The organism is Streptomyces sp. 8N114, assembly GCF_052245835.1.
Taxonomy (GTDB): Bacteria; Actinomycetota; Actinomycetes; order Streptomycetales; family Streptomycetaceae; genus Streptomyces.
Map to the genome: position 1 here is coordinate 26,688 of NZ_JBQQBT010000023.1, position 13,807 is coordinate 40,494.

The 13,807-nt window shown below is 69.6% G+C and carries 13 protein-coding genes and 2 pseudogenes; 9 read left to right on the forward strand and 6 right to left on the reverse strand.

All coding sequences use genetic code 11. The features are described from left to right. Window positions 1-2: 2 nt before the first annotated feature. The gene (locus tag ACTWQF_RS30400; protein ID WP_443282952.1) at window positions 3-983 is read right to left on the reverse strand and encodes an iron-siderophore ABC transporter substrate-binding protein; all 981 of its coding nucleotides are present in this window, start codon (window positions 981-983) and stop codon (window positions 3-5) included. Further along, complete coding sequence (locus tag ACTWQF_RS30405; RefSeq protein ID WP_443282953.1) at window positions 980-1,840, reverse strand: ABC transporter ATP-binding protein; 861 nt, start codon at window positions 1,838-1,840, stop codon at window positions 980-982. The genes ACTWQF_RS30400 and ACTWQF_RS30405 overlap by 4 nt, the downstream gene beginning before the upstream one ends. Before the next feature lie 246 nt (window positions 1,841-2,086). Between ACTWQF_RS30405 and ACTWQF_RS30410 the strand changes: the two genes are divergently transcribed. From ACTWQF_RS30410 to ACTWQF_RS30440, 7 genes are all read left to right on the forward strand, one after another. Continuing rightward, window positions 2,087-3,811: an ABC transporter ATP-binding protein gene (locus ACTWQF_RS30410; protein ID WP_443283008.1), complete on the forward strand. Its 1,725-nt coding sequence runs from the start codon at window positions 2,087-2,089 to the stop codon at window positions 3,809-3,811. Between the two features lie 113 nt (window positions 3,812-3,924). Beyond that, window positions 3,925-5,790 (forward strand): ABC transporter ATP-binding protein, encoded by a 1,866-nt coding sequence (locus ACTWQF_RS30415; protein WP_443283009.1) that lies wholly within the window; start codon window positions 3,925-3,927, stop codon window positions 5,788-5,790. An 87-nt stretch (window positions 5,791-5,877) separates the two neighbouring features. Next, on the forward strand, window positions 5,878-6,954 hold the full coding sequence (locus ACTWQF_RS30420; protein WP_443282954.1) for an iron-siderophore ABC transporter substrate-binding protein: 1,077 nt from the start codon (window positions 5,878-5,880) through the stop codon (window positions 6,952-6,954). Window positions 6,955-6,995: 41 nt separating this feature from the next. After that, window positions 6,996-7,970: a FecCD family ABC transporter permease gene (locus ACTWQF_RS30425; protein ID WP_443283010.1), complete on the forward strand. Its 975-nt coding sequence runs from the start codon at window positions 6,996-6,998 to the stop codon at window positions 7,968-7,970. Window positions 7,971-7,973: 3 nt separating this feature from the next. Next, window positions 7,974-9,047 carry a FecCD family ABC transporter permease gene (locus ACTWQF_RS30430; RefSeq protein WP_443282955.1) on the forward strand — a complete coding sequence of 358 codons (1,074 nt, stop codon included), beginning with the start codon at window positions 7,974-7,976 and terminating at the stop codon, window positions 9,045-9,047. Between the two features lie 4 nt (window positions 9,048-9,051). After that, on the forward strand, window positions 9,052-9,882 hold the full coding sequence (locus ACTWQF_RS30435; protein WP_443282956.1) for an ABC transporter ATP-binding protein: 831 nt from the start codon (window positions 9,052-9,054) through the stop codon (window positions 9,880-9,882). 106 nt (window positions 9,883-9,988) lie between these two features. Further along, window positions 9,989-10,141, forward strand: a complete 153-nt coding sequence (locus tag ACTWQF_RS30440; RefSeq protein WP_443282957.1) for a TipAS antibiotic-recognition domain-containing protein — start codon at window positions 9,989-9,991, stop codon at window positions 10,139-10,141. Between the two features lie 195 nt (window positions 10,142-10,336). On the opposite strand, the gene ACTWQF_RS30445 is transcribed toward ACTWQF_RS30440, so the two are convergent. After that, on the reverse strand, window positions 10,337-10,633 hold the full coding sequence (locus ACTWQF_RS30445) for a hypothetical protein (protein ID WP_443282958.1): 297 nt from the start codon (window positions 10,631-10,633) through the stop codon (window positions 10,337-10,339). A 115-nt stretch (window positions 10,634-10,748) separates the two neighbouring features. On the opposite strand from ACTWQF_RS30445, the pseudogene ACTWQF_RS30450 reads away from it, so the two are divergent. Further along, window positions 10,749-10,961, forward strand: a pseudogene (locus tag ACTWQF_RS30450) (IS5/IS1182 family transposase); the annotation flags it as partial. 255 nt (window positions 10,962-11,216) lie between these two features. On the opposite strand, the gene ACTWQF_RS30455 reads toward ACTWQF_RS30450, so the two are convergent. Next, window positions 11,217-12,047 carry an urea carboxylase-associated family protein gene (locus tag ACTWQF_RS30455; protein WP_443282959.1) on the reverse strand — a complete coding sequence of 277 codons (831 nt, stop codon included), beginning with the start codon at window positions 12,045-12,047 and terminating at the stop codon, window positions 11,217-11,219. Window positions 12,048-12,215: 168 nt separating this feature from the next. On the opposite strand from ACTWQF_RS30455, the gene ACTWQF_RS30460 reads away from it, so the two are divergent. After that, window positions 12,216-12,536 carry a MerR family transcriptional regulator gene (locus tag ACTWQF_RS30460; protein ID WP_443282960.1) on the forward strand — a complete coding sequence of 107 codons (321 nt, stop codon included), beginning with the start codon at window positions 12,216-12,218 and terminating at the stop codon, window positions 12,534-12,536. A 591-nt stretch (window positions 12,537-13,127) separates the two neighbouring features. Here the strand turns inward: ACTWQF_RS30460 and ACTWQF_RS30465 are convergent. Together ACTWQF_RS30465 and ACTWQF_RS30470 are read right to left on the reverse strand one after the other, a co-directional pair. After that, window positions 13,128-13,305, reverse strand: a pseudogene (locus tag ACTWQF_RS30465) (ATP-binding protein); the annotation flags it as partial. A 186-nt stretch (window positions 13,306-13,491) separates the two neighbouring features. Then, window positions 13,492-13,794, reverse strand: a complete 303-nt coding sequence (locus tag ACTWQF_RS30470; protein ID WP_443282961.1) for a putative quinol monooxygenase — start codon at window positions 13,792-13,794, stop codon at window positions 13,492-13,494. Window positions 13,795-13,807: the final 13 nt, after the last annotated feature.

Genomic DNA, 13,807 nt, shown 5'->3' on the forward strand with positions numbered 1-13,807 from the left:
CGCTACTTCGTCAGCTCTGCGACAGCGGCGTCGATGTACTGGTTCATCGACTCGGGGCCGCCGAACATCCAGATGCCGTCGGGCAGTCGGTGGACGTTGCCCTTCTTCACGAACGGCAGCGAGGTCCACACCTTGTCCTTGGCCAGGGGGCCGGTGAACGGCGTGCTGCTCTTGTCCTTGTCGTTGCCGATGTAGGCGAACTGGACGTCGTCGTCCAGCTTGGTGAGTCCTTCGACATCGGTGGCACCGAGGCCGTAGACCTTGTCGCCCTTGACCTTCCAGTTGTTCTTCAGGCCGAGCTTCGCGTTGACGGCGCCGATGAGCGAGCCGCTGGTGAATGGCCTGATCGAGACCTTCTTGGAGACGACGTAACCGTCGGCGAAAGCGTACTTCGCACCGTCGAGATCTGCGTCGGCGAGTTCTCTGCGGCCTTCGGCGATCTTCGCGTTGAACTCCTTCTTCAGCTTCGCGGCCTGGTTCGTCGTGCCCGTGGCCTTGGCGATGAGGTCCAGGTTCTCGGTCATCTGGCCGACCGGGTCGGCGGCGTCTGCGGTGCGCACGTTCAGAACCGGGGCGACCTTGCGCAACTGCTTGACAGCGCCCGGCTTGAGGTCGGTAGTGGCGACGATGAGGTCCGGCTTCAGGGAGGCAATGGTGTCCATGCTCGGCTCACCACGGGTGCCGATGTCCTTGGGCTTGTTCTTGAGCGGGACGGCGGTGTCCCAGGTCTTGTAGCCCTTGACATCGGCGACGCCCACCGGGTCGACGCCCAGCGAGATCAGATTCTCGACGACGTTCCACTCGGTTCCGACGACTTTCTTGGCCGGCCCGTCGAGTTCGACCTTCGCACCGGAGGCGTCGGTGAGGGTGAGGTGCTCGCCGGACTTCTTGTCGTCGTCGGCGGCCGGCTCGGTCGTCCCGCAGGCGGTCAGGGAGAGGGCCGCGGCGGTGGTGGCGGCCACGGTGAGCAGGAGGCGTCTCATGGGGCGGTACTGAGCCTTTCGCTTCGGGTGTGGTGTCGGCCGATCGCGCGGGTGCGCAACCGACCCGTGAGGGGGTCGGTATCGACTTCGATGCGGATGCCGTACGTGTCGGTCAGCCGCTGCGGCGTCAGGACGTCTTCGGGAAGCCCGTCGGCGACAATCCGTCCGGCGTGCAGCAGCGCGATCCGGTTGGCGACGGCCGCGGCCTGGTCGAGATCGTGCAGGACGGCGCCGACGGCGATCCCGTGGTCGTCCGCCAGGTCCCGTATGAGGTCGAGGAGTTCGACCTGGTACCGCAGGTCGAGATAGGTCGTCGGCTCGTCGAGGAGCAGCACACCGGTCTCCTGGGCGAGGCAGCCGGCGAGCCAGACCCGCTGGAGCTGGCCTCCGGAGAGATGTTCGGCACCCCGTTCGGCGAGCTCCACGATGCCCGTCATGGCCAGCGCGCGGTCCACCGCCGCCCGGCCGCCCGGGTCCGACCTGCCCCAGCGGCCCCGGTACGGATAGCGGCCGAACTCGACGACCTCTCGTACGGTCAGTCCGCTGGGGGTGGGACGTCCTTGGGTCAGCAGAGCGACCCGGCGGGAGAACTCACGGGTGGTCAGAGCAAGGCCGTCGGTGTCGCCGTCGATGATCAACGTGGCGGTCCTGGGCCGCTGCAGACGCGCGAGCGTGCGCAGCAGCGTCGACTTCCCGCTGCCGTTCGGCCCCACCAGGACGGTCACTTCGCCGGGCCGCAGCGTCAACGAGGTGTCGTGGACGACATCGACGCCTTCGTAGGCGACGGTGACACCTTTGGCCCACAGCTCATGACCTCGAGGGCGTCGGGGCGCGGAGGTCTGTTCACCGACATTCACGCCGCAGAGGTTAGCCTAACCTAAGTAGGACTGAAAGGGTGGGGTTGCACACCGGACGCAAGACGAAAACTCGCCAAGCTCGGCGAACAGCCTCCGGTCCGGACGACGCCGTCAACCCGCCCTATGTGCCCGCCTCCAGCAGGACGGGTGCGCCTGCGATCGGCTCTTGGGGCGCTACTTCTCCCGCCCTCGCAGCAGTTAGGTTAGCCTTACCTCCACTTTTGGCCTCGGGGAAAGCGAGCGATGATGAACGCACAGCGCAGCGACCGTCGCGTGCTGCTGCGCGTTCTCTCGGGCGAACGCCGCGACCTTGTGGTCGGCTGTGGGCTCGGCGCCTTCCACCAGATCGGCGAGGCCCTCATCCCGGTGCTGATCGGTTTCGTCGTCGACAGTGCCCTTGTGCACCCTGATGGCGCGGCGCTGTTCCGCTGGGCCCTCGTGCTCGCTGCCGTCTACGTCGTACTCTCCGGCAGCTTCCAACTCGGTGCCCGCGCGGGTGAGCGGGCCTCCGCACGGGGTGGGCACGCACTGCGCATGCGGCTGATCGAGTGCGTGCTGGCCCCGAACGGCGGGGTGGCAGCCGGCCGTACGCGCGGGGGGCTGGTCACCGTCGCGACGGAGGACGCGCGCCGCGCGGGCAACATCGCCATGGCGGTGACACTCGGCTTCTCCGCCGTCGTCGGGCTCACGGCCGGAGCCGTGCTGCTGCTACGCGCCTCGGTCCCGCTCGGACTGCTGATCCTGCTGGGCACCCCCGTGCTGATGGCGCTCGGCCAACTACTGGCCCGCCCCCTGGTACACCTCAGCCGCGCCGAGCAGGAGCGCGCGGCCCACGCTTCGGGGGTCGCCGCCGACCTTGTCGCGGGCGTCCGTGTGCTGCAGGGGCTACGGGCCCAGCGCGCGGCCTCCGAACGCTACCGCCGCACCAGCCGTGCGGCGCTCGAGGCAACTGTGCGCGCGGCGCGGGCGGAAGCCGTGCAGACGGGCATGATGCAGGCGCTGACCGGTGTGTTCATCGCCTGCGTCGCGTTGGTCGGCTCGCGCCTCGTGCTCGACGGCCGGATCGGCCTGGGCGAGCTGGTGGCCGCGGTGGGGCTCGCGCTGTTCCTGCCAGGCCCCTTGCAGGTCATCGCCTGGGCCAGCGCCGAGTTCGCCCGCGCCCGCGCCTCGGCGGCGCGGATCGCCGAGGTGCTGGACGCGCCGGGCGACATCTCCGCGGAGCCCGGCGGTTCCGCGCCCATCGGCGCCCCGAACGGCGGTGTGGCGGCAACCGGGCCGCTGCGGCTGCGTGGGCTCACGCACGAAGGGCTGCAAGGGATCGACCTGATCGTGGCACCGGGCGAGCTGCTCGGAATCGTCGTCACCGACCCCGCGCACGCCGAGGTGCTGGTGCGGTGTCTGAGCCGCCGTACCGACCCGGCCGCCGGCAGCGTCGAACTCGGCGGCGTGCCGCTGTCCGAACTGTCTGTACGCACGGTGCGCTCAGCAGTGCTGGTCGCCGAGCACAACGCCGTACTGTTCTCCGGTTCGCTGCGCGACAACGTCGCCGCGTCCAGCGCCCCCGCAGGCGAAGGCATCGACCTGGGCACCGTGCTGACAGCGGCAGGCGCCGACGAGGTCGCCGCCTCGCTGGACAGCGGGATGGACACACACGTCGGCGAGCGCGGCAGAGCGCTGTCGGGGGGCCAGCGCCAGCGGGTCGCGCTGGCGCGCGCCCTTGCGGCCGACCGCGATGTGCTCGTCGTCCACGACCCCACGACCGCCGTCGACGCGGCGACCGAATCCCGTATCGCCACCGGCATCCGGGACATCCGGCGCGGGCGTACCACCGTGCTGGTCACCAGCAGTCCCGCGTTGCTGGCCGTCACGGACCGCGTCGCGCTGATCGACGGCGGGCGCCTTGCCGACACCGCGAGCCACGAGGAACTGGTGCGCCGCAGCACCGTCTACAGAAGGGCGGTACTCGCGTGAGTACGACCTCCCGCCCCGACAACAGCGCGATATCCGAGGAACGCTGCACGCCGGAGCAGCACGGGACGTCCCTGCGGACGGACCATACGGACGCACACCAGGCCCGGGCCGATATCCACGCGCACAGCCTCTCCGGCCCCGCCGCGGACGAGGTCGAGCCGGACCTGCTGCCCGTCGCGACCGGCCGACGTACCCGCGCCGCCGCGCGTGAACTCCTGCGCCCCGAACGGCACAGGGCGGTGGCAGCCGGAGTGCTGCTGACTGCTGCGACCGCCATCGGGCTGCTCGCGCAGCCGCTGCTCGGCCGGATGGTCGACATTGTCGCGCGGGGAGACGAGGCGAGCGCGCTGACTGTGCCCGTCGTCCTTCTCGTCGCCGTCGCGCTCGCGCAGGGCGGCGTGACGGCGCTCGGAATGAGCGCCGTGGCCAGGCTCGGGGAGTCGGTGCTGGCGCGGCTGCGGGAACAGTTCGTCGAGCGCGCGTTGACGCTGCCCGCCGACCGGCTGGAGCGCGCGGGCGCGGGGGATCTGACGGCGCGTGTCACAGGGGATGTCTCGCGCGTGTCCGAGGCGGTCCGCTCCGCCCTCCCCGAACTCGCCCGCTCCGGGCTGACGATCGTGCTGACGCTGGGTGCGCTCGCCCTGCTGGACCCGCGGTTCCTGCTGGCCGCGCTGCTCGCCGTCCCCGTCCAGGCACTGACCGCCCGCTGGTACGTACGCAGGGCAGTACCGCTCTACGCGCACCAGCGCGTGGCGACCGGAGCCCAGCAGCAGCAACTCCTGGAGACCATCGGCGGCTCCGACACGGTGAGTGCCTACCTGCTGGAGGAGGAGCACACCGCGCGTGTGGCCCGCCGCTCGCACGAAGCGGTGCGGATCACCCTGCGCGGCGTAAGGCTGGTGCTCGGCTTCTACGGCAGGCTGCACGTGGCGGAGTACATCGGGCTGGTCTCCGTCCTGTTCGCCGGCTTCGTGCTGGTGCGTGACGGAGCGGTGTCGATCGGTACGGCCACCGCAGCCGCGCTCTACTTCCACAGCCTGTTCGGGCCCGTCAACGCCGCCCTCGTGCTGCTGGACGACGCCCAGTCGGCGACGGCGGGGCTGGCCAGGCTGGTGGGCGTAACGGATCCGGCCGTCTGCGAAGGCGACCACACCTCGGCAGCCGATCCCCCACCCACAGACAAGGCCCTCCCCGCGCCCGGGGCCGTCCTCCCGGGCAGGGACCGATCGGCGCCCGCCCACCCCGGCTCGGACACCGTCGTCGCCGCGAGGGGCGTCAGCCACTCCTACCGCACCGGCGCCCCCGTCCTGCATGACGTCGACCTGGCACTCAAAGAGGGCGAACAGGTCGCGCTCGTCGGCGCGAGCGGCGCAGGCAAGAGCACCCTCGCCCGCATCCTCGCCGGCGTACAGCCGCCCACCCGCGGCGAGGTCACGGCTGCCGCGTCCCGGAACCCTCATAGCCCGGCCACCGTGCTGGTCTCCCAAGAACTCCACACCTTCGCCGGGCCCCTCGCCGAGGACTTGCGGCTCGCACGGCCCGGCGCCACCGAAGACGAACTGCGTGCGGCGCTGGCCACGGTCGAAGCGCTGGACTGGGCTCGGGCGCTGCCCGAGGGCCTGCAAACCGTCATCGGCGAGGGCGCGTACGCGCTCGACGCCGTCAAGGCGCAGCAACTCGCCCTCGCGCGGCTGGTGCTGGCCGACCCTGTCGTCGCCGTGCTCGACGAGGCGACGGCGGAGGCGGGCAGCGCCGGTGCCCGGGCACTGGAGCGTTCGGCCCGGCAGGCGTTGCGCGGACGGACCGCGCTGATCGTCGCGCACCGGCTTGCGCAGGCGGCCACCGCCGACCGGGTCGTCGTGCTCGACCGGGGCCGGGTCGTGGAGAACGGTCCGCACGAACAACTCGCGTACGCAGGCGGCCCGTACGCCGCGCTCTGGGCCGCCTGGTCCGGGGAGCGTGCACACCCCGACTCGTGACAGCCGTCCCCTCACCGCACCTTCCATACCTGTCCGCACCTCCCCTGCCCCTGCCCCCCTGGCCACTGAACCCGAAGGGCTGTCCCCATGTCTCCCCTCCTCCCGCGCGCCCGGCGTGCTGCTGCCGCCGCGTTCCTCGCACTCCTCCTGGCCGCCACCGCCGCCTGTGGCTCCGACGACGGCTCCCACGACCGAGACGGCGAGGGCAGTACCTCGGCATCGGCCGAGAAGGGCGCCTTCCCCGTCACCATCAAGCACAAGTTCGGCAGCACCACGGTCAAGTCCCAGCCCAAGCGAGTGGTGACAGTCGGCCTGTCCGACCAGGACGCGGCCCTGGCACTCGGCACAGTCCCCGTCGGCACCACCGAGTGGCTGGGCGAGTACAAGGGCGCCGTCGGCCCGTGGGCCAAGGACAAGCTGGGCTCCGCCGAGACACCGACCGTGCTCAAGGACACCGGCACAGGACCGCAGGTCGAGAAGATCGCCAAGCTGCGTCCTGACGTGATCCTCGCGCTGTACGCGGGTCTGACGAAGGAGCAGTACCGCACCCTCTCGAAGATCGCACCTGTGGTGGCTCAGCCCTCCGGGATACCTGACTACAGCATCCGGTGGCAGGAGCAGACCGAGACCATCGGCAAGACCCTCGGCCGGCCCGCCAAGGCGAAGAAGCTCATCGCCGGAGTGGAGAAGCGCATCGCCAAGGCAGCGTCCGAGCACCCCGAGTTCAAGGGCAAGACCGCCGTCATGGCCACCCCGTACCAGGGCCTGTACATCTTCGGGCCGCAGGACAACCGCACGCGCCTGCTGAACGATCTCGGTTTCGTCGAGCCCAAGGGCCTGGCCAAGGCCGTCGGCAAGGAATTCGGCGCGAAGATCAGCAAGGAGCGCACCGACCTCCTCGACAACGACGCCACGCTCTGGTTCATGACCTCGCCCGAAAAGGACGCCGCCAAGCTGCACAAGGACAAGCTGTACGGCGACCTGAAGGTGGTCAAGGAAGGCCGGGAGATCAATGTGAAGGAGAAGAGCGACTACGGCCACGCCATCTCGTTCGTCTCCGTCCTCTCCCTTCCGTACACCCTGGATCGGCTCGTCCCGCAGCTTGCCGCTGCTGTGGACGGCAAGCCGTCGACCGAGGTCCGTACCCCCGCGTCGGGCCGGTGAGCGGGCGGTCCCGTGGCGTGCTGCTGCTGGCGGGGCTCGGCATGCTGCTGGTGGCGCTGTGTCTGCTCTCGCTCGGCCTCGGTGCGCTGAACATCCCGCCCACGCGGGTGTTGGGCGCGCTGGCCGGGCACCCGGAGCCGGCCCGTGTCGAGGACGTCATCTGGACGGTGCGCGTGCCACGTACCGGCCTGGCGCTGGCGGCCGGCGCCGCACTCGGCCTGTCCGGCTGTGTGATGCAGGCGCTCACCCGCAACCCGCTGGCCGACCCCGGCATCCTCGGTGTCAGTGCGGGCGCCTCGTTCGCGATCGTGCTGGCGGCGGGCCTCGCCGGGATCGGCTCGTTCATCGGCTACATCTGGTTCGCCTTCGCCGGGGCGCTGGTCACCTCGGTAGCGGTCTATTCGCTGGGGCGGCTGGGTCGTTCGGGCCCGACGCCGGTGAAGCTGGCGCTCGCCGGGGTCGCGGTCACCTTCGCCCTCTCGTCCCTCACCAGCGCCATCGTGCTGACGGAACCCGACGCACTGGACCGCTTCCGGTTCTGGTCGGCGGGCTCGCTGGCCGACCACGACGGGGCGACTGTGCTGCGCGTTCTGCCGTTCCTGGCGGTCGGCGCCCTGCTCGCGCTGACGGTCGCGCCCGCGCTCAACAGCCTCGCGCTGGGCGACGACGTGGCGGCCTCGCTGGGGCGGAAACTGGGCCTGGTACGGCTCCAGGGCGTGGCGGCCGTCACCCTCCTGACGGGTGCCGCCGTCGCCGCAATCGGGCCTGTGGTCTTCCTCGGCCTGGTGGTGCCGCATGCGGCGCGAGTCCTCGCGCAGTACTCCGGATTCGGGCCCGATCACCGCAAGTTGCTGCCCCTGTGCGGCGTGCTGGCCGCCTGCCTGTTGCTCGCCGCCGACGTGCTGGGGCGGGTGGTGGCGCGGCCCACCGAGGTCGAGGCGGGCGTCATCGTGGCGTTCCTGGGCGGTCCGTTCTTCATCGCCCTGGTCCGCCGCCGCAAGCTCGCGGAGGTGTGAGAGATGCCCAAGTCACCTTCCACGGCGTCCTGTTCACTGGCGTCGCGCTCCTTCCGGCTCGCCCTCCCGCCCGTGTCCGGTGTGCTGCGGCCCCGGCTCCTGTTGGTGTGCGCGCTGCTGGCCTTCGCCACGGTGGCCGCTCTGAGCTGGCACATCTCCGTCGGTGAGTTCGACGTGCCGGTGCCCGACGTGCTGGGCGCGCTGACCGGCTCCGGGGACGAGGGCACCAGGATCGTCGTCACCGAACTGCGGCTCCCGCGCGCCATGGCGGGGCTGCTGGCGGGCCTGGCCTTCGGTGTGTCCGGAGCTCTCTTCCAGACCATGACCCGCAACCCGCTCGCCAGCCCCGACATGATCGGCCTCACCCAGGGCGCGGGCACCGCTGTCGTGGCAGGCGTCGTCCTCGGCTGGGACGGGGGCATGGGCCCGCAGACCCTCGGCCTGCTCGGCGCGATGGCGAGCGCGCTGCTCGTCTACGCCCTCTCGTGGCGGCGCGGAACGACCGGCTACCGCATCATCCTGGTCGGCATCGGCATCTCCTGGGTGTGCATGAGCGCCACGGACTATCTGCTCGCCCAGGGCGGCCACCGCCAGGCGCAGTCCGCCGTCGGCTGGCTCGTCGGCAACCTCAACGGCCGCGACTGGCAGCAGGCGGGGCCGCTCGCCGTGGCGTTGGCCGTTCTGCTGCCAACCGCGCTGCTGCTGGGCCGGCTGATGCGTACGCTCCAGCTCGGCGACGACGTGGCCGCCGGGCTCGGCACCCGCGTGCAGACGGTACGGCTGGCTATTGCCGTGACCGGCGCCGGGCTCGTCGCCTTCGCCACGGCCGCCGCCGGGCCCGTCGCGTTCGTCGCCCTCGCGGCGCCGCAGATCGCCCAGCGACTCGCCCGCGCCGCGGCACCACCGCCGCTGGCCGCCGGGCTGACCGGCTCCGTGGTGGTGCTTGTGTCCGACGTGGCCGCGCGCACCCTCATCCCCGACACGGAACTGCCCGTCGGCATCGTCACCGGAGTGCTCGGCGCCCCCGTACTGCTCTGGCTGCTCATCCGCACCAACCGTGCGGACTCAGGAGGCTGAAGCCATGTCACATCCCCCGCACGCTCCAGGTCTGCGCGCCGACTCGCTGCACCTCGCGTACGACGACCGGCTCGTCATACGCGACCTCGACCTGGCCGTCCCCGAGGGCCGGATCACCGCGATCGTCGGCCCCAACGCCTGCGGCAAGTCCACCCTGCTGCGCGCCCTGGCCCGGCTCCTGACGCCGCGCGAGGGCACCGTACTGCTGGACGGCGAGGAGATCCGCTCCATACCGACACGCCGGCTCGCCCAACGGCTGGGCATCCTGCCCCAGTCGCCCGTCGCGCCGGAAGGGCTGACCGTCAAGGACCTGGTCACCCGGGGACGTTCACCGCACCAGACGTGGTGGCGGCAGTGGTCCAAGGCCGACGAGCAGGCCGTGGCCGAGGCACTGGCCGCCACCGGCACCTCCGACCTCGCCGAGCGCGCCGTGGACGAACTCTCCGGCGGCCAACGGCAGCGCGCCTGGATCGCCATGGCCGTGGCCCAAGGCACCCCGGTTCTCCTCCTGGACGAGCCGACGACGTATCTCGACCTGGCACACCAGATCGACGTGCTCGACCTCGTCGTCGACCTCAACCGGAACGAGGGCCGTACGGTCGTGATGGTCCTGCATGACCTCAACCAGGCGTGCCGCTACGCCGATCACCTCGTCGCACTCAAGAACGGCAGAACCGTGGGAGAAGGAACGCCCAGCGACGTGATCACGGCGAGTTCCGTCGCAGACATCTTCGGACTGAGCTGCGAGGTGACCGCCGACCCGGTCAGCGGCACCCCCCTCGTGATCCCCAGAGGCCGCCACCACGGAGCCATGGCCGCGGCGGAGCAACCATAGGACGCCCACGGTGCCGCTCCGTGCAGGGAAGGCGTTGCGTTGGCGGTGCTGGGCACGAGTCCGGAATCACGCAGGACCGGGCGTGCTCGCCGGCCGAAGAGGCCGGATGTGGACCCCGAACGCGGCTGCGTTCAAGGCCCTGGGGCAGAACTACGTCGACGACGCGCAGTGGCGCGCGGCCTACGACCAGGTCGCCGCCGGGCTGGCCGAATACCAGCGGGACGCCATGGTCGCCTACGCCGAAGCCCGGCTGAGCTGACCGGTCACCGGTTGCTGGGGCTTCAGACCCAGCAACCTGGCGCGCCTTCCGCCCTGCTCCCCACGTTCCACCCGCTCCCATCCCTGGCGGCGCCTCCCGTACGGTACGGGACCGCCGCCCCCCTCTTGGAGTGCCCGCCGTGATTCCCGCCCGCTGGGCCCGCCACCACCGCCGTGAGGACAACGAACTCCTCGGCTACCTGGCCCCGTTGAAGACGCCCTGGATCAGTTTGTCCCGGTCACGCTCTTCGGCCACCCGCTGAGCGGACCGGGCGGCGAGGACCACGCCCGCCAGTGCCTGGTCCGCGCGGGACTGGACTACCTGGCCCAGGACTGGCTGCTGTCCCTGCCCGGCCGCCCGGATCCCATCGCCGTTCAGATCATCGAGGCCACCCCGCAGCAGCTTCGGGTCAAGAACATCGACTACGGCTACCCGGACGCGGGCATCGGCCACATCTTCGTCCTCGACGTCCCCACCACCGGACAGCTCCACCCGGGCTGACCCCGTGCCCTGCAGCCCCGGCTGCGACAGCGGATCCCATCGGACGGTCGAGAGGGCAAGCCCGGTAGCGCCACTACGGCCGTGGACATCCCTTCCCGGAGATCGCGTGCCCGTCCTGCCGTCCAGCCTGCTCGAACCCCTGTGGGACGAGTTCGCGGCGCTCCTGCCCGAGCACTTCGACACCCACCCGCTGGGCTGTCACAACCTGTGCATCCCCGACCGGATCGTCTTCGACCACATGATTGCCGCGCTGGTGCACGGCTATGGTTACGAACGGACCGCCGGTCCCGGCTGCTCGGACCGCACCATCCAGCGCCGCCGCCCACAGCTCTTCACTGATCTCCCACGGCTTCGGCCGGGTCATCCCCACCCCCGAGGAACGAGATCACCCGCCCCTCCGCCGTGGCCGCACGAAGACCATTCTGCGAGGAGTCGTCAGAGGTCACGCAGACGGGGCTCGGTGGTGGACCTCGGCAGCAAAGCAGTCGGTCGGCAGTCGTTGCTGTACTTCGATGCTGTACGCACAACGCGGAAGTGCGGCAGGCACCTTGCGCTGGGATGGCGCCTTCCACAGTCACCGCAAAGTGAGACCGTGCAGTCCCCTGTATGCGGAGCAGGGCGGCGGAGACCACCCATCGGTTACCTGGCGTGGTGGACGGTAGACCTCGACAGCGAGCGGTCGGCATACATCGATGGGATCGGTAGCGTCCGGGCCCCAGAACGGAACGGATAGATCACCGGCTGGGCAATTCGAGAGTGCGCAGAGTAGATCCTGCTCCGCGAAAAACTCGAAGAAGTCCCCGGCTTTCGCCGGCGAGGGTTTCATGTAGTACTGATCCTGGTCGTTGAGCCCTGTGACAGTGAAAATGTTGAGCACATCGTGTACGTCGAACTCAGTCAAGCCGTAGGGAAGCACGGCCCGGGTCAGGTTCGAATGACAGTGGAAGTCAAAGTCTTCGTTCGTGAGAATCCGATTGATATAGGGGTCACATCGCGAGCCAAGTAGGTCGTGCACTCGGGCACCGTCTTCGTCCTCTCCGTACCAACTCAACGAGTCGTTCGTGATCGTCACCAGCGGGCGCATGTAGGGCAGCGTCGACCACAACCGGTCGTAACGCGTCACGTGTGCACCCTGCAACTGGCGTGTGCGTGCCGCCCACAGGCGCTCTCGCGGGTTATGGCGATTCCAGACATTGAAGTCGCCACACTGTGGCCCATCCGGTGTGATGACCCGGCACAGGTAACCAGCGGGGACCTCCCATGCGCGACCTGACCGGATCGGGAGTACAAACCGTTCGACGAGTTCCCTGTCCTCGGGGTTTGCCGCAAGCTCGTCGTAGAAAGCCTTGTCGACGTCGAGCAGGCTTTCGGCGATCGGCTGGTATGAAGCCGGAGGTGAAGCCATGTTAGTTCCTTTCTCTTCCAGGGGTCATGTGCATGTGGCGTCGCATGCAGTGGGGCAGCGAAGGCGAGTTCGCTCACAAAGCAGATGCTAAAGTTTCCCATCGATGTGAAGGTCAAGGGTGGGGTGCGTTGTCTTATGCGTATTGGTGAACTTGCACGTCGTACCGGGGTGAGCACTCGCCTGCTGCGCTACTACGAAGAGCAAGACCTGTTGCACCCTCAGCGATCTTCGAACACCTATCGCGAGTACGCCGAGGGCGCCGTCGAGCAGGTTCACCAGATTCGCGGCCTGCTCGACTGCGGCTTGCCTACCCGTCTGATTCGGGTTCTGCTGCAGCATGTACAAGGCCCCCGTAGCGACCTGCCGCCGTGTCCCGACGCGGAAATAGCGAACCTGCTCCGGCAGGAACTTGATCACCTGGAAACTCGCATCGACCGACTTGTCCGGAGCCGTGATGAAATTCGCTGCTACCTCAGTCGGGTCACCTGAGCACGCGCTCAAGGTTTACAGAGCTGCTTTGGACAGGAGCCGCTTCGGTATGAGCTCGGGGGCGCGGTTCTCTCGGCGCGCGCGGAGGTGATCCGCAGGTCAACGGACGGCCATACCAGTCCTTCCGGTGCTCTCCGCCCGCGCGGAGGTGGTCCGGCGACAGTACGTGGGGAGCCTTCCGTGGATTTGAAGCCCGTCCCCGAAACGGGGCCGTCACCCGGGCGTCCGGGGCCGACGCCCGACCGCCCCCCTGTCATCGAGGGCCTCCCTGCTGGCCTCCGTTTGCGGGACGCAATACGCGAAAGTTGGTGAGCAACCGCGCCTCGGCCAAGGACGGCATGCGCCCGGAGCGCAGCGCCGGCTTCGTCCGGGCCCAGGCCTACGGGTACCGGGACGCCGACGGCGAGGACCTACCGGTTCGCCCTGGAGCTCGCCGGAACCCGCACAACTTGCCGACTTGATGAAGACGACCAGGTCTTCGTGTGCCACGACGTGGAGATGGCCCGTCGGCGGCGCCCCACCCGTGTCGCGTAGTGGCATGTGGCGGCACGACCCGCAGTGCTGCCGGTGCTGCCGGTGCCGCCGGTGCACGCAGAGGCGAGGGTCGGTGAAGGTGGTCCAGCCCCGAAACTTTGGTTGGAGGCGATGGCCACGCTGTTCTTTTCCTCGCGTTCGGTCAGAACCTGGAACAACAACTCGGCGCCGCGTTTGGCGAGTTCCATGTATCCCAGCTCGTCGTCGCGAGGAGATCGACGCGTCCGTGGCGGGCGGCCAGGTCACCGTGGCCTACACCGACGGCACGACATTCCACGGCCACGGCCACGCTCGCTGACTGGTGGGCCGACGATGCCGTCGACGGCTGTGCGCTCGCGGGGACCTCGCCGCGCCTGAACACGGCCGCTGGGTCGTTGAGCAACAAGGTGAGCGTCTACGCGGCGACGGTCCCGCACGCCCGTTACGGAACCGGGGCCAGCGGATCGAGGAACGTCAGTACGGAGGCGTCCTCCTCGATCAGTGGGGTGAGGGCGGCGTTGAACGGAGCGCCGTACGGGGCCTTCAGATGTGTCTTGAAGGCGGCCTCGTCCCGGTAGACCTCGAAGATCCAGTAGGCGCGTGGGTCGGCTGCCTTGGTGTAGACGTCGAAGGCCAGGTTGCCTTCCTCCTCGCGCACCTTCAGGGCGTAGTCCCGGATAAGGCGGGCGACCTCATCCTCCGCTCCCTCTCGGGCGGTGAACTCGGCGAGCAGGGTTTTTGTCACGTTTTTGTGTCCT